Here is a 20,897-nt window from a genome sequence, read left to right as displayed (position 1 = left end):
ACCACTGGGTAACAAAAATTCCTTTTACCCTCTATCTACCATTAGCGGTATCCGAAAAGCTATAATAGAGTAGGAATCAATTTAATTTTATAAGTATGAAAAATGTATTTCATTTAGTCCTTTTTAGCCTATTGGTAGTTAGTTGCACCTCAGAAAGTAAACTCGATAACGGAGAGAGTAAAGCTCCAGATCAGCTTAACCTATCGGATAGAAGTTGCGGTTCTTTTTCCATCGAAGAAATTAATTTAATAGGGGAAAAACACAACGAATACGTAATAGATTGGTTGCAGCAATTGGATTGTAACTCCCCCGATTTCATGGAGGATGCAATGGCTACATACAGGTCCCTGGGTAAAGGAGAATTTAATGATAATCATATCAAGGAAATGACTAACGATCCAAGGGTAACCTTTGCTGCCGAGGATTATGCCCAACAATTCAACAATCCCGCTACTGTGGGCTACTATAACCAATTGATGAATCTAATTGACCAGAGTAACGATTATGCAAGTTTCGTTGCCGGCCTAACAGCGTTACAAAGCCAAGTAGATTCCAATTTGGATTGCTTCGACTGGAGCTTTATGATGACTTCCATAAGCGTTGCTAGAAAATCTGCGCAACTATGGACTCCCGTTGCCGCTGGCGGAATGGGATTGGCTCCTTGTGGTACTACTGGCTTTTCAAGAATTCCATGGTGGAAAAAGGCCGTGAGAAATGATATTGCTGGTGCTGCTGGGTATTTCATGGCAGTAGGAGTTGGTCTTACCGTTCCTGGGGCAAACGTAGCTATTGCTGGTAGTGTTGCCTTTGCAGCGGGATGGTCATCTGCTGTAGGAAGCCTTTGGGACTAATGCAATATAAAACCTTGAAAATAGTAGAAACTCCCGCTTCGGTGGGAGTTTCTTGTTCTGATGCTCTTTTTCCATTGATGAAAAACGAAAAATCGTTATTCATTAAAACGGTGCTCTATTTCTTTCATTCAACAATGCGCTTCCCTAATTCTGCGTTTACCCAAATAGTAAATACATCTAGTTTTATAACAAAGTGCTCAAAAAATGAATTTATTCCAGAAAGCCGCCCGTAAGATTATCAAGATCTCCTTTGATTTTGCAGTAAAAGTCATCACATTTTTTAGTGAAATGTCTACCTATCACTCCAAATTGGAAGCATTGAACAAACTCCCAGAAGGAACCTTAGGAGCCGAAATTGCAAATTGTTTGCGCTCTCGTAAACTTCATTTCGTCCCTGGTTTTGAAAGTCACGATCTTAAACATATACTATTGGATTATGAAATGACTCCGGAAGAAGAGATTAGACTACAGGCTTTTATGATCGGAAATGGGAATCATTCAATTCCCAGTTACCTGATCTTTGTTTTTGGAGCGCTTCTACTTCCTGATCGCTGGCGTACTTTTTATGAGGATTACATACACGGAAAACGAACCTTACCTATTTCCCATTGGACCCTAGACGCCTGTGGCCATAGAAATCTAGAAGAACTCAGGAAAGAAATTGTATTGCCTTCTAAAGAGACCCTAGACGTTGTTTATAAGCCAAGCTCATTTATTAAAATTGGCGCGTTAGGTGCTATAACAGCAGGGATTTCGGGTATGCTATTTTGTCTACCCTTTTTGTTTTCTTCGAATATGGCAGATTTAGTGGGTGCAGGATTCCCTTTCATTGGTGGAGCCATACTTGTGGCTGGAGGGCTTATATCATGGTCAAATACAACAAAGCCTCAAAAAGTAAAACTAAAAGTATAATTCAGTAATAAAACCCTACTTAAAATGCATAAACGACTGCTTACCGAGTAGTACTTCGTCCGACTCTACATTGTCTTCGTCGGGAACGCAGCAATCTACGGGACAAACAGCAGCACATTGAGGCTCTTCGTGGAAGCCTTTGCACTCCGTACACTTATCGGGAACGATGTAGTAGATTTCATCGCTAACAGGCTCTTGGGTTTCCTCGGCATTCACAGACTTACCATTGGGCAATACCAAATCGCCCTCCAGATCGGTACCGTCGGCATAACGCCAATCGTCCGCTCCTTCATAAATAGCAGTATTGGGGCATTCTGGTTCGCAAGCCCCGCAATTAATACATTCGTCTGTGATGATAATGGCCATAGCGATTTCTTTTTCTAACTTTGCCGCAAATTTAACACTGAAAAAGGGCTTCTCCAAACACCGCATGCAATTACAACAAAGAATTAACGCATTTACTAAGCTCGGGACGTTTCTTTCAGAATGGTCCCAAGACACCGATAATGCGGCACTACTACAGGCAAAAGCCCAAAACGGTTGGTTTACTCCAGACAATCTACAATTTGCTTTAGAAAGTTGGGGGAAAGCTTTGCAACAAACGAATTTGGAGTCTTGGACGGCGAATTATTCTTTTTCGGAAAACACCGCTTCCAAAACCATCGCAATCGTGATGGCGGGAAATATTCCCTTGGTGGGTTTTCACGATTTCCTTTCGGTATTAATGAGCGGCCATAAGGTGTTGGCCAAGCTTTCTTCCAATGATCGGGTATTGTTGCCCTATTTGGCCAAAGAACTCATAACCATAGAACCGGCCTTTGCATCCTACATACGCTTTACTGAAGACAAACTGGAAGGCTTCGATGCTGTGATCGCTACGGGAAGTAACAATACGGCACGTTATTTCGATTACTACTTTGGGAAATATCCCAACATCATTCGGAAAAACCGAAACTCGGTAGCGGTGCTTACGGGGAATGAGTCCAAAGCACAAATGGAAGCACTTGCCGGTGATGTGTTTCAGTATTTCGGTTTGGGATGCCGTAATGTTTCTAAAGTATACCTCCCAGAAGATTATGACTTCGACGCCTTCTTCAATGGCATGTATGCTTGGAAGGAAATCATTTACAACGACAAGTACATCAACAACTACGATTATAACAAGGCGGTGTACTTAATGAGCGATGTTTCCTTATTGGACAATGAGTTCATGTTGCTGAAAGAAGACACACAGTTCTCTTCTCCTATTTCGGTCGTGTTTTATGAGCGATATAAGGACTTGGATCACCTGAAAGATCATCTTTCTGAAAACCAGGAAAACATACAATGTATTGTGGGGCAAACGGGATGGGAAGGCGAAATTCCTTTCGGGGAAGCACAATCGCCAAAGCTTTGGGATTATGCCGATGGTGTGGATACCTTAAAATTCTTGCTGGAATTGTAGCATAGATTTCGAAATCCTCAGATTTCGGTCCTCAATTTTCAGAAGCTTTCAAAAGCTGATATTTGTTGACATTGTATTGATAATTTGTTGATTTTTTAACCTGTATTCCTTCCATATTTCTCATCTTTGTAGCTGCAAAATTTTAAACCAAATAACTCTATAAATCACCTCATTGTGAAGAAACATAATTTTAGTGCTGGCCCATGTATTTTGCCACAGGAAGTAATGAAAAAAGCATCCGAAGCTGTAGTCGAATTAGACAACATCGGTCTTTCCCTTATTGAAATCTCCCACCGAAGCAAGGAATTTGTTTCGATCATGGAACAGGCGCAAAGCCTTTCATTGGAGCTTTTGGGACTTCAGGATAAGGGATACAAGGCTTTGTTCCTGCAAGGAGGAGCGAGCATGGAGTTCTTAATGGTAGCCCACAATCTGCTTCAAAATAAGGCAGCCTACCTAAACACTGGTACATGGTCTACCAAAGCGATTAAAGAAGCAAAAATGTTTGGGGAATTGGTCGAAGTAGCTTCCTCCAAGGATGGAAACTTCAACTATATCCCAAAAGGATATGAAGTACCTAGCGATGCAGATTATTTTCACTGTACCAGTAATAATACCATTTTCGGAACACAGATTACCGATTTTCCAGAAGTGAATGTTCCTTTGGTATGTGATATGAGCAGCGATATTTTCTCCCGTGAAATGGACTTCTCTAAATTCGATATCATCTATGCGGGTGCCCAGAAAAACATGGGACCAGCAGGAACTACCTTGGTAGTGGTGAAGGAAGATGTACTCGGAAAAGTAGATCGTACCATTCCTTCTATGTTGGATTATAAAGTACACATAGGAAAGGACAGTATGTTCAATACCCCTCCTGTTTTTGCGGTGTATACTTCTATGCTTACCCTACAATGGTTGAAGGACCTAGGAGGCATTGCTGCTATTGAAAAAGTAAATAACAACAAGGCGTCTTTATTATACAATGAAATTGACAGAAACCCATTATTTGTAGGTTTCGCTGCCAAGGAAGACCGATCTAAGATGAATGCTACCTTCAATTTGGCTGAAGGAGCTAATGGAGAATTATTCAACTCCATGTGGCAGGAAGCGGGAATTAATGGATTGAACGGACACAGAAGTGTAGGTGGATACCGCGCCTCTATGTACAACGCCCTGCCATTGGAAAGTGTTCAGGTATTGGTAGATGTGATGCAGGAGTTTGAGAGGAAATCGTGATCTAAGTGTTGAGTGTTGAGTGTTGAGTGTTGAGTGTTGAGTATTGAGTGTTGAGTGTTGAGTGTTAAAATGTTGAATTAGGATAAATGATTGAGGAAATAGCTTTGAATTTTCACTTAGCGTAATTAAACTGGTAAAACTGCTTAGAGAACATAAAGAATACGTCTTTGCTGATCAGCTTCTAAGATCTGCTACTAGTATTGGAGCCAACGTATGTGATGAAGCAGGTGCGGGACAAAACAAAAAAGATTTTATTGCCAAAATGGCGATTGCTTCAAAGGAAGCTCGAGAAACCGGATACTGGTTACGATTGATTGAAAAAGGAAAGATAATTCGAGCAGATATGAAGCCATATCTAAACGAAATAGAACAGATCATAAAAATATTGACAAAAATTGTAAAAACAAGTCAACAAAATCTTTAGTTATAAAGACTTTTGGAGAATGTAAGAATCAAGACCAATAAGTTGAACCAAGTACTTATAACTTAAAATTTAGCACTTAAAACTTAAAACTGACAATGAAAATACTAGCAAACGACGGAATCTCACAAAGCGGAGTTGATGCCCTTACCACTGGTGGTTTCGAAGTGATTACAACGAAAGTAGCTCAAGAGCAATTAATCAATTACATCAATGACGAAAACATTGATGGAATCTTGGTACGCAGTGCTACCAAAGTGAGAAAGGATATCATCGATGCATGTCCCAATCTAAAATTGATCGGACGTGGAGGTGTAGGAATGGATAATATAGATGTGGACTACGCACGCGAAAAAGGATTGCATGTAATTAATACTCCAGCTGCATCTTCTGCATCTGTGGCCGAATTGGTATTTGCCCACTTGTATGGTGGTGTTCGGTTTTTGTTCGATGCCAACCGCAACATGCCCTTAGAAGGAGATACCAAATTTAAAGACTTAAAGAAAAGCTATGCCGGTGGTGTAGAACTTCGTGGAAAAACCATGGGTATTATTGGTTTTGGCCGTATTGGACAAGAAGTAGCCAAAATTGCATTGGGAGTTGGAATGCGAGTTATTTATAGCGATAGCTATGTGGAAAATGCGAGCATCGATGTACAATTCTTCGACGGACAGCAGGTGTCTTTCTCTTTCCAGCACATGGAACTGAACGAATTGTTGAAACAGAGTGATTTCGTAACGCTACACGTCCCTGCCCAAAAGGATTATGTGATTGGAAAAAGCGAACTAGGGCAAATGAAGCCAGGTGCGGCTTTGATCAATGCGGCACGAGGTGGCGTGATCGATGAAGTGGCTCTATTGGATGCATTGGAAGACGGCAAACTATCCTTTGCTGGATTGGACGTTTTTGAAGCGGAACCCACTCCAGCTATTAAAGTACTTATGAACGGAAAGGTTTCCTTAAGCCCTCATATTGGTGCTGCTACCAAAGAGGCACAAGACCGAATTGGAACCGAATTGGCGAGTCAAATAATTTCTTTGCTCAGCTAAATTGTTTCTAACTTTTCCTACCTTTAGGAAATAACCAAAAAACGTAAAGAGCATGTCAGGTATACTTGATTTATTGAACAGTGAAGCAGGACGCCAAATTATTAGTGGTGTTAGTAGTGAAACCAATCAGCCCGTAGATAAAACAGCTTCGGTATTACAAATGGGGCTTCCCATTCTTATGGGAGCCATGAAGCGTAACGCCTCTACTCCGGAAGGTGCTGCTGGACTTTTAGGAGCCCTTAATGGAAAGCACGACGGAAGCATTTTAGACAACCTTGGTGGCCTTTTTGGAGGCGGTGTAGACCAAGCCGTTAAGGATGATGGAATGGGGATATTAGGACATGTTTTGGGCGGTTCACAAAACAATGTAGCCAATGCCCTTTCCAATAAATCGGGGATGGATTCTGGAGCGGTCATGAATATTTTAAAGGTAGCCGCCCCTATCCTACTTGGGTATTTAGGAAAACAACAAAGACAACAGAATGTGAATAGTCAGGCGGGTATTGGTGATTTACTCGGCGGACTTATGGGTGGCGGAAGAAACCAACCCAAACAACAAAGCTTAATTGAGTCCCTCTTAGATGGTGACAACGATGGTAGTGTGATCGATGATGTGGCAGGAATGCTATTAAGCGGCAATAAAAAGAGCGGAGGCCTTGGCGGACTGCTAGGCGGACTCTTTGGAAGATAACATTATACATTGCGAAGTATAATGATGTGCCTTAGACGCGAGTTTAAGGCACATTTTTTGTTAAACACAGTTAAAACACGCTCAAAAACAGGGCGTTTTCATAACTTTATAACATAAAACGTGAGCTATGAAGTATTTTGCAATCATTCTCATTTGTATCCTCACCTTTGCCAGCTGCGATAGTTCTAAATCGGTCGTACAGAAAGATAGTGAAGCCGTCGCCGAAGCTGCCAATGATACCGTTAGAATTGCCAACGATGAGTTGGAATATGAAATCATTATCATTGATCCCGGATTTAATTCCTGGTTAGTTACTCAATACCCTAGAGGGTATTACGGGCAAGACTTTTTGGAACGTAAAAATCAACAGTTCGTGATCGAATACAACCGAAGAGTCATGAATTTCCAGCAGTTCGACAGAAATCTGTACCAGCAGGAGATTAACTATGAGTTCAATATCGATTATGGATACGAAGTAAATTACCTACTGTACAATTACTTCCTTTATTTTCAACAACGGTACAATCAAAACCTCCCGGGAAGTCGGGGAATTAGCAGAGGATAACAAACTATGAATAAACTCAAACAACGTTGGGGCATTACCTCCAACTGGCAACTTACGGTCATTTTTATTGTTTTTGCCATCACAGGAAGTACCTCAGCAAAGTTTGCAGGTCCCTTAACCGATGCCGTTGGTATTACCAGGGAAATGGGTTGGTATATCTATTGGCCCGTTAGGATTCTTATCATTCTTCCCATTTATCAAGTGCTATTGGTGTTCTTTGGTTGGCTCTTTGGAGAGTATGCTTTCTTTTGGAACTTTGAAAAAAAGATGCTACGCGGTATGGGATTGGGATTCTTGGTAAGAAAAGCCCAATAATTTTTTCGCGAACTGCAATAAGGAATATAAAAAAGAAAAGCCCCGATATTCGGGGCTATTTTTTATTCGTTTACTTCTACTTCAATCGTTTGTACGGCCTTATCTGCCTTGGCAAACACGAAGGTGTATAGCCACATGAGCGTAAAGGTCGGAATGAAATCCGTAAAAGGAAGGATCTCTTCCAAGAATACAATCACCGAGGCGATTTTTCCCGTATTGCCTTCATACATTTCACTCATCTTTTTAGCAGCATAAGGGGCCCAGACGATGTCTAGAAAAGGTCCCACTACAGGAATAAAGTAGGTAGCAGCACCTACAAGATCGTAAAGGACTCCTCTTCTTAATAATTTGTATTTGTCTTTTTTCATCTAATTAAGCAGGTTTAATTTCTTCTAAATATAAGCAATAAGCTTGCCAAGTTTAGGCGAGGTCCGTGCTTATCAATTTTAGGAACTCATTTCGGGTTTCAATCTTCTCAAATTGCCCTCGAAATCCAGATGTTGTAGTCACACTATTCTGTTTCTGAACCCCACGCATCATCATACACATGTGTGAAGCTTCGATCACAACTGCCACGCCTTTAGGTTTTAACGTGTCATTTATGCATTCTAGTATGTCATGTGTTAATCGTTCCTGCACCTGGAGTCTTCTGGCAAATACATCTACCACCCTTGGGATTTTGCTAAGCCCTACGATATGTCCATCGGGAATGTAAGCAATATGCGCCTTTCCGAAGAACGGTAATATATGATGTTCGCAAAGGGAATACAGTTCGATATCCTTTACAATTACCATGTCATTATAATCTTCGGCAAACATGGCTCCTTTCAAGATTTCTGCTGGATCCTGACAATGTCCCGACGTAAGAAACTGAATGGCCTTGGCCGCACGCTCTGGGGTTTTTACAATCCCTTCGCGCTCTACATCCTCCCCTACATCTTTCAGGATTTCGAGATATTTCTCCTTAAGGTCGTCGGTAACCTCTTCATTATATTCCTCATAAAAACGATATGATCCCATTAATTGGTTTTTAATTTTTCTGAATAATATTTTTTGATCTTTTCCACCTTTGGTGTAATGATAAAACTACAGTACGGTTGGTCTTTATTCCCGTTGTAGTAATTCTGATGGTCCTCTTCGGCTTCATAAAACACATCCAATGGGGTCACTGGTGTAACAATAGGATCTTTAAATACCTTGTTATCGGTAAGTAATTTTATGAAAGCTTCCGAAGCTTCTTTTTGTTCCTTGGTGGTATAGAAAATTTCACTACGATATTGCGTTCCCACATCGTTCCCCTGTCTATTTAAAGTCGTTGGATCGTGTGTGGCAAAGTGTACTTCCAATAAAGTATTGATATCGACCACATTGGGATCGTAGGTGAGAAGGATTCCTTCGGCATGCCCGGTTCTACCCGTACAGACCTCTCGGTAAGCTGGATTCTTGATCGTGCCTCCGGTATATCCGGAAACCACTGTTTCTACTCCTTCTATTCTCTGGAAAACGGCTTCGGTGCACCAAAAACACCCGCCTGCGAATACAATTTTTTCTGTGCTTTTCATTAAGATAATCCAAAGTTAATGTTAAAAAATCACGGATTTAACATTCTCCCATGTATTTAACTTTTCGTTAATACCGCGCCTTTTGGGAGACTTTTACTTTTACCGCCGAAACACTAACAGCTTACTACCAATATATGAAATATCTTTTCCTGCTATTGCCCTTTCTTTTTGTGTCTACCATCAACTACTCACAGGAAAAGAAAACTCTAGAAGCCAAGCGTATATCCAATCCTCCCAAAATAGACGGTGAATTAGACGATGAAGTTTGGCAATCCTTAACGGCTTATGGTGATTTCAATATGTATCAGCCCGGTAATGAAGGAACGGTAGATTCAGCGTATCAGACCGAGGTGAAAATGGCATATGATGATAAGAACGTCTATGTTGCTGCCTATATGTACGATCCCGACCCAGAAAACATCCTAAGACAGTTTTCCCAACGGGATGAAGTATTTGTGCAAGCCGATCATTTTGCCGTAGCACTCAATACATACAACGATGGGATTAATGAAACCCATTTTTTTGTGACCAGCGCGGGGACCATTGGCGATGCCCTTTCTACCCAGAACGATTTCGATTTTAGCTATAACGTGGTGTTCGAATGCCGTGTATCGCAAGATGACAAAGGCTGGTATGCAGAATTTAGGATTCCCTACAATGCCCTTCGATTCCCAGAAGTAGACGTACAGGATTGGGGTGTGAACTTTTACCGACGTATCAATACAAAGAACGAAACCCACACCTGGAACTTTATCGATAATACCCAAGGAAACGAATCCCAATACAGTGGAAATGTCACTGGGGTAAGCAATATTGATCCTCCAGTTCGACTAACCCTCTTCCCTTTTGCACAAGGTGTAGTGACGAGTATCGACGGAGAGACCGAAACCGACTTTACTGCCGGAATGGACATTAAGTATGGATTGAGCGATAGTTTTACATTGGATGCGACGCTTATCCCAGACTTTGGACAAGCGGCTTTTGACGAAGTCCGGTTGAACCTAGGACCTTTTGAGCAGACCTTTTCGGAGCAACGACAGTTTTTTACGGAAGGAATCGATCTCTTCAACAAAGGACGTATCTTCTTTTCACGAAGGGTGGGCAATGCACCTACTGGTGATGTAGGTGAATTGGCAGAAAACGAAGAGGTTTCAGAATACCCTTCAAAAGTAAACTTGTTGAATGCCCTTAAGATTTCTGGAAGGACCAAGGACAAACTGGGCATCGGATTCTTTAACGCTGTGACCGAAAAGACCTATGCTAAGGTTACCGATACCATTTCTGGCAATGTAAGGGACGTTTTGGTAGAGCCTCTGGCCAATTACAATATCTTTGTGTTGGACCAACAGTTTAATGGAAACTCCTCCATATCCCTTATAAACACCAATGTAACACGTGACGGACATTTCCGCGATGCCAATACCTCTGCCTTTGTATTCGACGTGGCCGATAAGGGCAATAACTTTCGTTCATCGGGACGGGCGATTGTAAGCAATGTCCATAGAGCCGAAGGATGGGAAACTGGTTTTCAGTCGGAATTGGACATTTTTAGAATCAAAGGGAATTTTAGATACCGTGTGGGACATGACTTTGCCAATACCACTCTCGACATTAATGACCTTGGACTTAACTTTCGAAACAACTTCAACAATTTTGTAGCGGGTGCTTCCTACCAAATCTTTGAACCCACCGAGTGGTTTAACACCTATCGTGTGGGAATTACGGTGCGCCATAGACGTTTATATCAACCTAGTGTAGAAACCGGGAACAATATAAACGCCAATTGGTTTTTTGCAACCAAAGAGCGCTTTGCTTTTGGTGGATTTCTGGGGTACAATTCCAAGAACAAGGATTATTTCGAGCCCCGTGTAGAAGGACGCTTTGTAGAGTTTCCTCGTAACTTAGGAGGAAGATTGTGGTGCTCTTCAGATTACCGGAAAAAGTTTGCCTACGACATTGGCGTAGGACACAGACAGGCGTTCGATGAACCGCAAAGGCAATATTTTATGGATATTTCGCCACGCTATCGTTTTTCCGATAGGTTTTTGGTCATCCTCTCCACCGATCTATCCATTCGCAACAATATGTTCGGTTGGATAGATAACGACGATGAAAACATCTTCTTTGGGCAACGGGATGTTCGCAGTTTGGAAAACCAGATCACGGCGAGCTACAATTTCGATCCTTACAAAGCCATCGATCTTCGCTTCCGAAACTTCTGGAGTATCGCCGATTATAGCGATGATATTTTTTGGACACTAAATGAAGATGGAAGCCGCTCCCTTACCGATTACGATGTGGAAGAAAACGATCCCAACAGAAACTTTAATATTTGGAATTTGGATTTAAGTTTCCGTTGGCGTTTTGCTCCGGGAAGTGAAGCGACGCTCTTATACCGAAATCAGATTTTTAAACTGGACGAACAATCCACACTTAATTATACTGAAAGTTTGAGCAATCTTTTTAATGAGCCAACACAGCATACCGTTTCCCTGCGCATTACTTATTTCATCGATTACAACAATGTAAAATATCTTTTCAGTAAGAGTGATCCTGCTTTGTAGATCATTTGGAAAGTAGTATTTTCACGCATTATTCATCAACGATGATCTCTGCGAAGAACATTCACAAATATTATGGCGATCTACACGTACTGAAAGGTGTAGATATAGAAATTAAAAAAGGCGAGATCGTCTCCATCGTTGGGGCTTCGGGGGCTGGAAAGACCACCCTACTTCAAATCTTGGGAACTTTGGATACGGCAAGCGAAGGGGATTTGACTATAGACAATACCAAAGTAGCGCAGCTGAACCGAAAGAACTTGGCCAAATTTAGAAATGAGCATTTGGGCTTCATTTTTCAGTTCCATCAATTATTGCCTGAATTCTCGGCTCTTGAGAATGTTTGTATTCCGGCTTTCATCAAGAAAATTTCCAAGAACGAAGCCGAAAAACGGGCGGAGGAGTTATTGGACTTTCTAGGATTGGATCACAGGACACACCATAAGCCCAATGAACTGTCTGGTGGGGAACAACAGCGAGTAGCCGTAGCACGCGCCCTAATGAACCATCCTTTGGTGATATTGGCCGATGAACCTAGTGGTAACCTAGACACGGAAAGTGCCGAAAAGCTGCATAACCTATTCTTTAAGCTACGGGACGAATTTGGACATACCTTTGTCATTGTAACCCACAACGAAGAACTGGCAGAGATGGCCGATCGCAAATTGGTTATGCAAGATGGCCGAATTGTTTCCTAAGCAGTGAACCGAAAAGAACTCAAAGAATTCCTGGACGAAAAGGTAGCGCTTTATAATAGCACATCTTTTATTGGTACGGATCCCATTCAGATTCCACATCTATTTCAGAAAAAAGAGGATATTGAAATTATAGGCTTTTTGGTAGCTACCATCGCTTGGGGAAATCGAAAGAGCATCATCAATAATGGACATAAGCTCATTGAACTTATGGGAAATGCTCCGCATGATTTCATTATGAATCATACTAACGAAGACTTGGAGCGCCTCTCCCCTTTTGTACATCGTACCTTTAATGGGGACGACCTAACTTACTTCGTAACCGCCTTACGACACCTATATCAAAACAAGGGAGGGTTGGAAACGGCGATTTCATCCCATGCAAAGGAGCACTCACTGCAACAGGCGCTATCCCTTTTCAAAAAGGATTTTTTTGAATTACCTCATAAAAGCAGAACGGAAAAACACGTAAGCGATCCCTTAAAAAACAGCGCTGCCAAACGCCTAAACATGTATTTGAGATGGATGGTACGGCCCAATACTACTGGGGTCGACTTTGGTCTTTGGAAATCCCTTCCTCCTTCCCTATTGTCCTGTCCCTTAGATGTACACTCAGGTAATGTGGCCCGTAAGCTAGGACTGCTGAAACGAAAGCAGAACGATGCCAAGGCTGTGGCCGAATTGGATGCCAACCTCAGAAGATTGGATCCGGTGGATCCGGTGAAGTACGACTTCGCATTATTCGGATTGGGTGTTTTTGAGAAGTTTTAGCCCTTTCCCGTCTGCGGTAAATCCGTAAATTCTTACAAAATTTAGGTATTTTATCGAATAAATATGCTTTTAATCGATATTTTAAAGTGTATTTCTTATTTTAGGAATAACAAACCTAAAATCTTAATGTCATGAAAAAGGCCTACTTATGTTTATTTTATTTGTTTGCCCTGATTGCAAGCCCAGCTATTGCATCAAGTCCTTCCCCGGCGCTGAATGAATGTCCTCCCACAGACGGAAAGCCTGTTTTGTGTTCGGAAACCGAACTCATTGCTGGCCCCGACCAAATTATGGGAATTGTATCGGTGTATATTGCCGATAATACCCTTACCGTAAAATATGAAGCTAAGGGAAATTATACCCTAAATGCCACCAATTTATTCGTAGGAGACGTCTCGGACCTTCCAACAAACTTGAATGGTAGCCCCAATATTGAAGCATTTCCCCATGGAGCCAACCATGCCAAGGGAACGACCATTGTTTCTTACGATATCGATATTTCCAACCTAAAATTCAAGAAAATAGCCATTGCTGCCTACAGCATATTAAAAGGGATCACCTATGAGACCGCTTGGGTTGGGAATATCGCATTGAGTGACTCCGCGGGAGCGACTTATTATGAGTTCGATCTTGATGCGTGTGCTATTGAATAAATGACCCCAACTGATTTTTTTGATAGCCAACCAAAAAGCCTCGAATCCAGCCATTCGGGGCTTTTTCTCAATATATTGATTATATTGTGTTAGTAAAGCCAGTGAGGCTCGACTACCTCTTAAATTGCTGTACATGAAACGGATTCTTTTACTTTTCGCCCTGCTCCTATCTACGATCTCCTTTTCGCAAATGAATAATGATCGGTTGGAAACCCTACTTACAGAAAAAGTGGATTCCATTGATGGAATATCCGGTAGATGGCAATTGGTGTACAACGAATTGCCCATGATGGTCATTACCGATGAAACCAATGACCGCATGCGTATCATTGCTCCCATTGTAGAAGTAGACAAATTGAACGAAGAAATTCTGTTGGATTGCCTGGCGGCCAATTTTCACACAGCTCTCGACGTGAAGTATGCCCTATCCAACGATATTATGTGGTCGGTGTTCATTCACCCCTTAAGTCCACTTTCAGACAAAGAGCTGAACAGTGCCGTAGACCAAGTATATTATGCCGCCATTAATTTTGGCACTACATATACAAGTACTCCCCTATTGTTTGGAGGCGGTGGTGGCGATGAAGAACCGGTGGAAGAGAAAAAGCCCGAAATCAAACTAAAGAAAACCTAAATAGTTCTTTTACCAAGAATTTAACGCTTTCCAACCGGGAAGCGTTTATTTTTATATTCCATTTCATATCTTTGACGCCAATTTTAAAGGAATGCAGTTTAAACACCCGGAACTACTTTATGCTTTATTGCTGCTCCTTATCCCTATTTTAATTCATCTTTTTCAGTTACGACGCTTTCAGAAAGTAGAATTTACCAATGTTGCCTTTCTGAAAAAAGTTACCCTACAAACCCGAAAGAGTTCACGCCTTAAAAAATGGCTTACGTTGCTCATGCGACTCCTTGCCTTGGCTTGTATCATCCTAGCCTTCGCACAGCCTTTCTCTGCTTCGAAAACGGCCCTGAATACGGAAAAAGAAACGGTTCTGTACTTGGATAATTCTTTTAGCATGCAGGCCAAAGGTCCCAACGGTCCGTTATTGGCAAGAGCGAAACAGCAATTATTCGAATTATTGAATGGTAACGATAAACTAAGCTGGTTTACCAATGACGATACGCAAAGAAATGTTTCACAGAACGACCTGAAAGGAGAAATTCTATCCATTCAACCCTCACATGCGCAATTGAATTTGGATGAAGTATTGTTGAAGGGGAATCAATTATTTACCGACAACCCAGCTTCTGAAAAGCGACTCATCCTCATCACCGATCTTCAAAATACACTATCCTTTCCCGAAGTGAAAGAAGGCATCACTACCGATGTAGTAACCCTAAGCCCAGTTACGACTAATAATGTTTCTATCGACACCGCTTATATTAGTGGCGCCTCAGGAAACAGTCTTCAATTAGAAGTTAGGGTTTCTGCCGAAGGAGAGGTACCACCAAGCATTCCCATTTCGCTCTTGAGCAAAGGGTCCTTAATTGCAAAAACAGCGGTCGATTTTTCAAATAGCCGTGTGAACACAGTTTCCTTTACACTGGAAAATGTAGAAGGACTTCAGGGAGAATTACGCATCACCGATGCAGACCTGCCTTACGATAACAGCCTTTACTTTAGTGTGAACACTCCCAAGAGCATCAAAGTATTATCCATTAATCAGGCAGATCCCAATTTCTTACAACGCCTGTTCGATCAGGCAGGCTACGAATACCTTCAACAGAGCCACGATGCCGTTAATTACAACGATATCCCAGCACAAGACTTCATTGTCTTGAATGAGCTGGAAACCATTCCAGTTTCCCTAATTAATAGTTTAAAGGCATTTAGCGATGGTGGTGGAAGTCTATTGGTAATCCCATCGAGCAATAGCGATCTAAGCGCTTACAACACCCTTTTGAATGCCTTGGGAATTGGTAGTTTCTCTTCAGAAGTAAATTCGGAAAAGAATATTTCAAAAATCAACTTTTCCCATCCTTTGTATGCTAGCGTCTTCGAAAAGCAGGTGACCAACTTTCAATTTCCGAAGGTGAACTCTTATTTAGAAGTTAGTACCAATGCAACCCCGCTGCTTCGATTCGATGATAATAAGCCCTTCTTATTACAACAGGCAAAGAGTTATGTAGGTACAGCGGCCTTCTCGAGCGAAAATTCGAATTTTAAGAGCTCACCGCTTATTGTGCCTACCTTGATCAATATGGCGCAGCAAAGTCTACCATTGCCAGAATTGTACTATGAAATTGGACGACAGAACACCTATGCGATTCCCATCTCCTTAACACAGGATGAGATCATCAGTTTAAAAGATAGCATTAGCAGTTTTATTCCTTTACAGCAAACCAAAGCCAATAGTGTGGAGATTACCACCACAGATGATCCTGGGGTTTCTGGAAACTACACCGCCGAAAATGGGGAAACCTTTTTGGAATATGTAGCATACAACTATCCCCGTGGCGAAAGTCAACTACAGTATGGTGATGTGGAGGATTGGGAAGGAGTTACTGTGCACAGTTCGGTAGCACAATTGTTCGATACGATCGCTTCGGACAACAAAATCAACTCCTTTTGGAAATGGTTTGTTATTTTTGCCCTAGTTTTTCTGTTGGGGGAAATGTTGATCTTAAAATTCATGAAGAACTAACGTATGGACATACTCCTAAAATCGGCCACCATCATAGATCCTGCGAGCAAGCATCATGGCAAAAAGCGGGACATCCTCATTAAAGATGGTGTTATTCAGAAAATTGCAACTTCTATTTCCGATACCAAGAGCACTACCCTATCTTTCAAAAACCTACATGTTTCGCAAGGATGGTTCGATCCTAGTGTGAGCTTTGGAGAACCTGGATATGAAGAAAGGGAAACCTTGGAAAACGGATTGCAAACCGCTGCACAGAGCGGATATACAGCAGTTGCAGTTAATGCCAATACCCAACCTGTTACCGATTCGAAATCGCAGGTGAAATTCCTAAAAACCAAAGCATACCACAGTCCAGTAACCGTGTATCCTATTGGAGCCTTAACCACCAAGAGCGAAGGAGTAGATTTGGCAGAGTTATACGATATGCATAGTGAAGGAGCCATTGCCTTTTACGACTACAAAAAGCCTGTACAAAATCCGAATCTGCTGAAAATCGCCTTGCAATACGCCCAAAACTTCGATGGATTGGTGCAATCCTTTCCTTTTGAAAAGGCAGTAGCCACTAAGGGAGTGGTTAATGAAGAGGAAAACAGTACCAAATTAGGATTAAAAGGTATTCCGGCCCTATCGGAAGAACTACAGATTACCCGGGACCTCTATTTACTGGAATATACAGGAGGTAAGTTGCATATCCCGACCATTTCAACCGAAAAAAGTGTAAAGCTCATTAAAGAAGCCAAGAAGAAAGGTTTGGAAGTGACCTGTAGTGTGGCTGTTCATAATCTATGCCTTACGGATGATGTATTGGATTCCTTCGATACGAGCTATAAACTGCTTCCTCCATTAAGAACCCAAAAGGATCGCAAAGCATTGTTGAAAGGACTGGCCGATGGCATCATAGATGGTATTACCAGTGATCACAACCCGATTGATGTAGAAAACAAGCGTACGGAGTTCGATCATGCCTATTTTGGCAGTATTGGACTGGAAAGCTGCTTCGGGGCTATTCTTAGCGAAACCGACCTAGAAACAGCAATTAAAGGCCTTACAGGACTTAAAAAGGTCTTTGGTGTCGAAGAACACCCTATTGAAGAGGGACAGAAAGCAAATCTTACGTTGTTTAGTCCGAAGGGCGATTGGGTCTTTTCTGAAGAAAGTATCCTGTCCACTTCCAAAAATGCGTCGCTTGTAGGGTATCCTATGCAAGGAAATGTCTACGGGATCGTGAATCAAAATCAATGGGTTGTAAATGAATAATATATCCGGACATACGAAGGCGATCATTGCCTACTGTACTTTTATTGGAATGATCATAGCCTACTTCTTGAATAAGGACGATAAGCATGAATTCGCCACTTGGCATATTAAGAATATGTTTGGACTGGTCATTTTACTTTTTGCTTCAGTGGCCCTACAGGGCTATGAGTTCGGCTTTTATGTGTATTGGACAGCGGTCTGTCTTTGGCTATTTTGCTTCCTCATGGCTATCTTTAAACAGAAGGTAGGCATCCCCTTTTTAAGTGAGAAATTTCAGTCGTGGTTTCGGTTTTTGGATTAGACTCTTTATATTTAAGGAGATAAATCGCTAACCAAAAATCACATATACTATGTCAACATCTTCTACGGACAATTCGAAAACTATTGGAATTGTCGCTTACTTGACCCTTATTGGATGGATCATTGCCCTTGTAATGAACAATAATGAAAAATCGGAATTTGGTTCCTTCCACATCCGTCAGATGCTCGGGATCATGATTCTTGGACTCGCATTGTACATTCTTAATTTTATGCTTGCTATAGCTGTTGGAAGTGTTATCCTCAGCTGGACCATCCAAATCCTAATGTTCGTGATTTGGCTACTTGGTTTTATAGGTGCCGTGCAGGGAGAAAAGAAGCCCATTCCTGTATTGGGTGAGCAATTTCAGCAGTGGTTCAAAGGAATAGGATAAACAGCATATAAATACTTTTGCAAATGCCGTAAGGATCGTACCTTGCGGCATCTTTTTTTATATACCATGAAGAAAACCCTTTCCCTAGAACACAATTACCGCCCTAGTTCGCTAGCTGAAAATGCACCCGCTATTGTGATGCTACACGGATATGGTAGTGATGAAAACGATCTATTTTCTTTCGCTTCCGAACTTCCCGAAGCATATGCCATTATTTCCCTTAAGGCACCCATACCCATGCAACCCTTCGGCAATGCTTGGTATCAGATTTATTTCGATGCTAATGATGGGAAATTCAGTGATGACGAACAGGCTAGGGAATCTAGGGAGCTGATAGCTAAGGTGATTGACGAAATTGGTGAACAGTATCCTGTGGATGTGAACAATCTAACGTTATTGGGATTTAGCCAAGGAACCATTTTAAGCTTTTCCGTAGCCTTGAGCTATCCACAAAAAGTAAAGAATGTCATTGGTTTAAGTGGTTACATTAACGAAGGCATTCTGAAAGAAGGGTACAAAGACAATGATTTCTCCCATCTCAATGTCTATAGCTCTCACGGAAGTGTGGATATGGTCATCCCAGTGGATTGGGCCCGAAACACACAGCCTTTTTTAAAGACACTGGGTATCGATTGTCACTATTCTGAATTCCCCGTAGGCCACGGCGTGGCACCACAAAACTTTTATGAGTTTAAGGAATGGCTGGGAAGGCAATGATTTAATGAGTTAATGATTGAATGAGATAATGATTGAATGAGATAATGAATTAATGGTGCAATCGATGTTTAGAAAGGCCGATTCTTAGGTTTATTTGATGCTCAAAAACTTCTTTAACTCATCCGAATACTTGTGTTTAGGAATGGCTTCCAAAAAATACCCGTACATAGGGTCCACATGAATCTTCTTTCCTTCGGCATGTACCACAATAACAGGGAAAATGCGTCTATAGCCTACTCTTTCAATACGTTCCATGTATACGACACGCTCCTTTCCAAGTGCGTTTTTGACTTCCATTTTTGAAGTATCCAAAACCAATTTGTAATTGTAGTAATGCAGTAACAAATAACCGCCTATTCCTGTGAAGAATAAAAACAACAAAATAATAATAGGAACGGCTGAACTTTCTAAGGAGGGAACCGCCAGTAATGGAATTAAAAGCAGTATTCCCAATACACAAAATACAAAACCGAAGTAAAATATGGATTTCCCGGGCCTAATTTCCATTAATTGGGATAGAGTATCGAGGACACAGGGGTTAATTCCAATTGCATGTTGTGGTCATAAAAATACTCCACAATCATCTCACCCCAAGTACTCCCATCACTAAACTCTGCCTGAATCCAGCGGTGGTTTAAAAACTTCATGTGATTGATCCTAAATTCCCCATACCCTTCGTAATCTACTAATGGGTTCCCTCCTTTTTCGAGGTTTTTTTCCAAGATCAATTCACGAATTTCATTTTCGACAGCAGCAGGTTCCAGCCCAAGATTCTCCAAGTAGGTCATGGCATTATCGTTCCCCTGAAGTTTGAAATAGTCTGCATCTTCCAAAATTTCGGCCATCTTCGCAATGGAATCGGTTTTCTTTTCCAAGGAACTGTTTAATGAGGTTATTTTCTTTTCCTGACTTTCGTAAATGGATTTCTGGTTCATGTACATGAACAGTACCAGTAAAATGGAAAAGAAAAATAGGTACATGAATATTTTGGACTTCATAGCGAGTGTTTAAATGGTTATTGTAAGGGTATCGTAGGCCAAGTGTACGTTTTCGGGCAATCGTGCTTCCACTTCTTCATGAAATCCCATAAGGTGGCTTATATGGGTAAAATAGGCCTTCTTGGGTTGTATCTTTTGTACGATTTCCAGTGCTTCTTCTATATTGAGATGGGTATTGTGGGGTTCTTCCCTTAGGGCATTCAAAACCAATACCTCAGTTCCCTTTAATTTTTCCATTTCCTCTTCGGCAATGGTTTTTACGTCGGTGAGGTAAGCAAATCCATCGATGCGGAATCCCAAAACCGGTAACGATCCATGCATAACTTCAATAGGAATTACTTCCCTGTCCAATACCTGAAACGTTTGTTCTTTAGAAATGGTATGTTCGGTAATCGTAGGCGCTCCCGGATATTTATTCTCTACTTCAAAAACATAGGCGAAACGCTTGTGTAGTGCCTTGAACACCCGATCTTCGGCATAAAATGGAATATCCCCCTGCCGAAAGTAAAAGGGACGTATATCGTCAATTCCGGCAACGTGGTCATTATGCTCATGAGTGATTAAAACCGCTTCTATCTTGTTCACATTTTCACGCAACATCTGTTGGCGAAAGTCGGGACCACAATCGACTACTATGGTGTGATCATCCCACTGAATAAGCACCGAAACCCGGAGGCGTTTGTCTTTTGGATCTTTACTTAAGCATACAGGATGGGTGCTCCCAATGACAGGGATTCCCTGTGAAGTTCCTGTGCCCAAAAAAGTAACGGTGAGCGGCGATTTCATTCGTACAAAAATACAGGTAATTTTAGTTTCATTTATCATTTTTGTGGAAATAACAGTCTTGGATCGC

At 41.5% G+C, this 20,897-nt stretch carries 26 protein-coding genes; 19 read left to right on the top strand and 7 right to left on the bottom strand.

Annotated features, from left to right (window positions below; translation table 11 throughout):
* Positions 1 to 95 precede the first annotated feature (95 nt).
* Together POV27_RS07995 and POV27_RS07990 are read left to right on the top strand one after the other, a co-directional pair.
* On the top strand, positions 96 to 851 hold the full coding sequence (locus POV27_RS07995) for a hypothetical protein (protein WP_272862226.1): 756 nt from the start codon (positions 96 to 98) through the stop codon (positions 849 to 851).
* A 204-nt stretch (positions 852 to 1,055) separates the two neighbouring features.
* Positions 1,056 to 1,763 (top strand): hypothetical protein, encoded by a 708-nt coding sequence (locus POV27_RS07990; RefSeq protein ID WP_272862225.1) that lies wholly within the window; start codon positions 1,056 to 1,058, stop codon positions 1,761 to 1,763.
* Between the two features lie 15 nt (positions 1,764 to 1,778).
* On the opposite strand, the gene POV27_RS07985 is transcribed toward POV27_RS07990, so the two are convergent.
* Positions 1,779 to 2,129 (bottom strand): 4Fe-4S dicluster domain-containing protein, encoded by a 351-nt coding sequence (locus tag POV27_RS07985; protein ID WP_272862224.1) that lies wholly within the window; start codon positions 2,127 to 2,129, stop codon positions 1,779 to 1,781.
* A 64-nt stretch (positions 2,130 to 2,193) separates the two neighbouring features.
* Between POV27_RS07985 and POV27_RS07980 the strand changes: the two genes are divergently transcribed.
* The 7 genes from POV27_RS07980 (at position 2,194) to POV27_RS07950 (ending at position 7,487) form a co-directional block, all read left to right on the top strand.
* Positions 2,194 to 3,207, top strand: coding sequence for an acyl-CoA reductase (locus tag POV27_RS07980; RefSeq protein ID WP_272862223.1), 1,014 nt, complete (start codon positions 2,194 to 2,196; stop codon positions 3,205 to 3,207).
* Positions 3,208 to 3,381: 174 nt separating this feature from the next.
* Positions 3,382 to 4,446 (top strand): 3-phosphoserine/phosphohydroxythreonine transaminase, encoded by a 1,065-nt coding sequence (gene serC / locus POV27_RS07975; protein ID WP_272862222.1) that lies wholly within the window; start codon positions 3,382 to 3,384, stop codon positions 4,444 to 4,446.
* Positions 4,447 to 4,570: 124 nt separating this feature from the next.
* Positions 4,571 to 4,870, top strand: coding sequence for a four helix bundle protein (locus tag POV27_RS07970; RefSeq protein WP_419179943.1), 300 nt, complete (start codon positions 4,571 to 4,573; stop codon positions 4,868 to 4,870).
* 95 nt (positions 4,871 to 4,965) lie between these two features.
* The gene (locus POV27_RS07965) at positions 4,966 to 5,916 is read left to right on the top strand and encodes a D-2-hydroxyacid dehydrogenase (RefSeq protein WP_272862221.1); all 951 of its coding nucleotides are present in this window, start codon (positions 4,966 to 4,968) and stop codon (positions 5,914 to 5,916) included.
* A 52-nt stretch (positions 5,917 to 5,968) separates the two neighbouring features.
* Positions 5,969 to 6,607, top strand: a complete 639-nt coding sequence (locus POV27_RS07960; RefSeq protein ID WP_272862220.1) for a DUF937 domain-containing protein — start codon at positions 5,969 to 5,971, stop codon at positions 6,605 to 6,607.
* A 127-nt stretch (positions 6,608 to 6,734) separates the two neighbouring features.
* Positions 6,735 to 7,172 carry a DUF6146 family protein gene (locus tag POV27_RS07955; RefSeq protein WP_272862219.1) on the top strand — a complete coding sequence of 146 codons (438 nt, stop codon included), beginning with the start codon at positions 6,735 to 6,737 and terminating at the stop codon, positions 7,170 to 7,172.
* Positions 7,173 to 7,178: 6 nt separating this feature from the next.
* Positions 7,179 to 7,487 (top strand): DUF6787 family protein, encoded by a 309-nt coding sequence (locus POV27_RS07950; protein WP_272862218.1) that lies wholly within the window; start codon positions 7,179 to 7,181, stop codon positions 7,485 to 7,487.
* Between the two features lie 62 nt (positions 7,488 to 7,549).
* On the opposite strand, the gene POV27_RS07945 is transcribed toward POV27_RS07950, so the two are convergent.
* The 3 genes from POV27_RS07945 to msrA are packed head-to-tail and all read right to left on the bottom strand — an operon-like array spanning position 7,550 to position 9,049.
* The gene (locus POV27_RS07945; protein WP_272862217.1) at positions 7,550 to 7,855 is read right to left on the bottom strand and encodes a hypothetical protein; all 306 of its coding nucleotides are present in this window, start codon (positions 7,853 to 7,855) and stop codon (positions 7,550 to 7,552) included.
* Between the two features lie 52 nt (positions 7,856 to 7,907).
* The gene (gene folE / locus POV27_RS07940; protein WP_272862216.1) at positions 7,908 to 8,507 is read right to left on the bottom strand and encodes a GTP cyclohydrolase I FolE; all 600 of its coding nucleotides are present in this window, start codon (positions 8,505 to 8,507) and stop codon (positions 7,908 to 7,910) included.
* Positions 8,507 to 9,049, bottom strand: a complete 543-nt coding sequence (msrA, locus tag POV27_RS07935; RefSeq protein WP_272862215.1) for a peptide-methionine (S)-S-oxide reductase MsrA — start codon at positions 9,047 to 9,049, stop codon at positions 8,507 to 8,509. The genes folE and msrA overlap by 1 nt, the downstream gene beginning before the upstream one ends.
* A gap of 134 nt (positions 9,050 to 9,183) precedes the next feature.
* Between msrA and POV27_RS07930 the strand changes: the two genes are divergently transcribed.
* The 10 genes from POV27_RS07930 (at position 9,184) to POV27_RS07885 (ending at position 19,046) form a co-directional block, all read left to right on the top strand.
* A complete protein-coding gene (locus POV27_RS07930) occupies positions 9,184 to 11,613 on the top strand; it encodes a DUF5916 domain-containing protein (RefSeq protein ID WP_272862214.1) in 2,430 nt (809 codons plus the stop codon).
* A gap of 41 nt (positions 11,614 to 11,654) precedes the next feature.
* Positions 11,655 to 12,308 (top strand): ABC transporter ATP-binding protein, encoded by a 654-nt coding sequence (locus POV27_RS07925; protein WP_272862213.1) that lies wholly within the window; start codon positions 11,655 to 11,657, stop codon positions 12,306 to 12,308.
* Between the two features lie 3 nt (positions 12,309 to 12,311).
* Positions 12,312 to 13,076, top strand: coding sequence for a TIGR02757 family protein (locus POV27_RS07920; RefSeq protein ID WP_272862212.1), 765 nt, complete (start codon positions 12,312 to 12,314; stop codon positions 13,074 to 13,076).
* 131 nt (positions 13,077 to 13,207) lie between these two features.
* The gene (locus POV27_RS07915; protein WP_272862211.1) at positions 13,208 to 13,729 is read left to right on the top strand and encodes a hypothetical protein; all 522 of its coding nucleotides are present in this window, start codon (positions 13,208 to 13,210) and stop codon (positions 13,727 to 13,729) included.
* A gap of 133 nt (positions 13,730 to 13,862) precedes the next feature.
* Positions 13,863 to 14,363 carry a type III secretion system chaperone family protein gene (locus POV27_RS07910; RefSeq protein ID WP_272862210.1) on the top strand — a complete coding sequence of 167 codons (501 nt, stop codon included), beginning with the start codon at positions 13,863 to 13,865 and terminating at the stop codon, positions 14,361 to 14,363.
* 91 nt (positions 14,364 to 14,454) lie between these two features.
* Positions 14,455 to 16,380, top strand: coding sequence for a BatA domain-containing protein (locus POV27_RS07905; protein ID WP_272862209.1), 1,926 nt, complete (start codon positions 14,455 to 14,457; stop codon positions 16,378 to 16,380).
* Positions 16,381 to 16,383: 3 nt separating this feature from the next.
* Positions 16,384 to 17,637 carry a dihydroorotase gene (locus POV27_RS07900; RefSeq protein ID WP_272862208.1) on the top strand — a complete coding sequence of 418 codons (1,254 nt, stop codon included), beginning with the start codon at positions 16,384 to 16,386 and terminating at the stop codon, positions 17,635 to 17,637.
* Positions 17,630 to 17,938, top strand: a complete 309-nt coding sequence (locus tag POV27_RS07895) for a hypothetical protein (RefSeq protein ID WP_272862207.1) — start codon at positions 17,630 to 17,632, stop codon at positions 17,936 to 17,938. Before POV27_RS07900 ends, POV27_RS07895 begins: the two co-directional genes overlap by 8 nt.
* A 49-nt stretch (positions 17,939 to 17,987) precedes the next feature.
* A complete protein-coding gene (locus POV27_RS07890; protein ID WP_272862206.1) occupies positions 17,988 to 18,329 on the top strand; it encodes a DUF4870 domain-containing protein in 342 nt (113 codons plus the stop codon).
* A gap of 66 nt (positions 18,330 to 18,395) precedes the next feature.
* The gene (locus POV27_RS07885) at positions 18,396 to 19,046 is read left to right on the top strand and encodes an alpha/beta hydrolase (RefSeq protein ID WP_272862205.1); all 651 of its coding nucleotides are present in this window, start codon (positions 18,396 to 18,398) and stop codon (positions 19,044 to 19,046) included.
* A 90-nt stretch (positions 19,047 to 19,136) separates the two neighbouring features.
* Here POV27_RS07885 and POV27_RS07880 read toward each other — a convergent pair whose 3' ends face one another.
* The 3 genes from POV27_RS07880 to POV27_RS07870 are packed head-to-tail and all read right to left on the bottom strand — an operon-like array spanning position 19,137 to position 20,830.
* Positions 19,137 to 19,553 (bottom strand): hypothetical protein, encoded by a 417-nt coding sequence (locus tag POV27_RS07880; RefSeq protein ID WP_272862204.1) that lies wholly within the window; start codon positions 19,551 to 19,553, stop codon positions 19,137 to 19,139.
* Positions 19,553 to 20,044 (bottom strand): hydrolase, encoded by a 492-nt coding sequence (locus POV27_RS07875; protein WP_272862203.1) that lies wholly within the window; start codon positions 20,042 to 20,044, stop codon positions 19,553 to 19,555. Before POV27_RS07875 ends, POV27_RS07880 begins: the two co-directional genes overlap by 1 nt.
* Positions 20,045 to 20,053: 9 nt before the next feature.
* Entirely contained in the window at positions 20,054 to 20,830 is a 777-nt protein-coding gene (locus POV27_RS07870) for an MBL fold metallo-hydrolase (RefSeq protein ID WP_272862655.1), read from the bottom strand.
* Positions 20,831 to 20,897: the final 67 nt, after the last annotated feature.

The sequence above is a fragment of the Aureisphaera galaxeae genome (assembly GCF_028561275.1).
GTDB lineage: Bacteria > Bacteroidota > Bacteroidia > Flavobacteriales > Flavobacteriaceae > Aureisphaera > Aureisphaera galaxeae.
Note: the sequence above shows the minus strand (reverse complement) of the source record. Positions and strands in the feature narration are given on the sequence as shown.

Bases quoted from the DNA above. Each gene is read 5' to 3' on its own strand.
- POV27_RS07995 (WP_272862226.1), top strand. From the start codon at position 96: ATGAAAAATGTATTTCATTTAGTCCTTTTTAGCCTATTGGTAGTTAGT.
- POV27_RS07990 (WP_272862225.1), top strand. From the start codon at position 1,056: ATGAATTTATTCCAGAAAGCCGCCCGTAAGATTATCAAGATCTCCTTT.
- POV27_RS07985 (WP_272862224.1), bottom strand. From the start codon at position 2,129: ATGGCCATTATCATCACAGACGAATGTATTAATTGCGGGGCTTGCGAA.
- POV27_RS07980 (WP_272862223.1), top strand. From the start codon at position 2,194: ATGCAATTACAACAAAGAATTAACGCATTTACTAAGCTCGGGACGTTT.
- POV27_RS07965 (WP_272862221.1), top strand. From the start codon at position 4,966: ATGAAAATACTAGCAAACGACGGAATCTCACAAAGCGGAGTTGATGCC.
- POV27_RS07960 (WP_272862220.1), top strand. From the start codon at position 5,969: ATGTCAGGTATACTTGATTTATTGAACAGTGAAGCAGGACGCCAAATT.
- POV27_RS07955 (WP_272862219.1), top strand. From the start codon at position 6,735: ATGAAGTATTTTGCAATCATTCTCATTTGTATCCTCACCTTTGCCAGC.
- POV27_RS07950 (WP_272862218.1), top strand. From the start codon at position 7,179: ATGAATAAACTCAAACAACGTTGGGGCATTACCTCCAACTGGCAACTT.
- POV27_RS07945 (WP_272862217.1), bottom strand. From the start codon at position 7,855: ATGAAAAAAGACAAATACAAATTATTAAGAAGAGGAGTCCTTTACGAT.
- folE (WP_272862216.1), bottom strand. From the start codon at position 8,507: ATGGGATCATATCGTTTTTATGAGGAATATAATGAAGAGGTTACCGAC.
- msrA (WP_272862215.1), bottom strand. From the start codon at position 9,049: ATGAAAAGCACAGAAAAAATTGTATTCGCAGGCGGGTGTTTTTGGTGC.
- POV27_RS07930 (WP_272862214.1), top strand. From the start codon at position 9,184: ATGAAATATCTTTTCCTGCTATTGCCCTTTCTTTTTGTGTCTACCATC.
- POV27_RS07925 (WP_272862213.1), top strand. From the start codon at position 11,655: ATGATCTCTGCGAAGAACATTCACAAATATTATGGCGATCTACACGTA.
- POV27_RS07915 (WP_272862211.1), top strand. From the start codon at position 13,208: ATGAAAAAGGCCTACTTATGTTTATTTTATTTGTTTGCCCTGATTGCA.
- POV27_RS07910 (WP_272862210.1), top strand. From the start codon at position 13,863: ATGAAACGGATTCTTTTACTTTTCGCCCTGCTCCTATCTACGATCTCC.
- POV27_RS07905 (WP_272862209.1), top strand. From the start codon at position 14,455: ATGCAGTTTAAACACCCGGAACTACTTTATGCTTTATTGCTGCTCCTT.
- POV27_RS07900 (WP_272862208.1), top strand. From the start codon at position 16,384: ATGGACATACTCCTAAAATCGGCCACCATCATAGATCCTGCGAGCAAG.
- POV27_RS07895 (WP_272862207.1), top strand. From the start codon at position 17,630: ATGAATAATATATCCGGACATACGAAGGCGATCATTGCCTACTGTACT.
- POV27_RS07890 (WP_272862206.1), top strand. From the start codon at position 17,988: ATGTCAACATCTTCTACGGACAATTCGAAAACTATTGGAATTGTCGCT.
- POV27_RS07885 (WP_272862205.1), top strand. From the start codon at position 18,396: ATGAAGAAAACCCTTTCCCTAGAACACAATTACCGCCCTAGTTCGCTA.
- POV27_RS07880 (WP_272862204.1), bottom strand. From the start codon at position 19,553: ATGGAAATTAGGCCCGGGAAATCCATATTTTACTTCGGTTTTGTATTT.
- POV27_RS07875 (WP_272862203.1), bottom strand. From the start codon at position 20,044: ATGAAGTCCAAAATATTCATGTACCTATTTTTCTTTTCCATTTTACTG.
- POV27_RS07870 (WP_272862655.1), bottom strand. From the start codon at position 20,830: ATGAAATCGCCGCTCACCGTTACTTTTTTGGGCACAGGAACTTCACAG.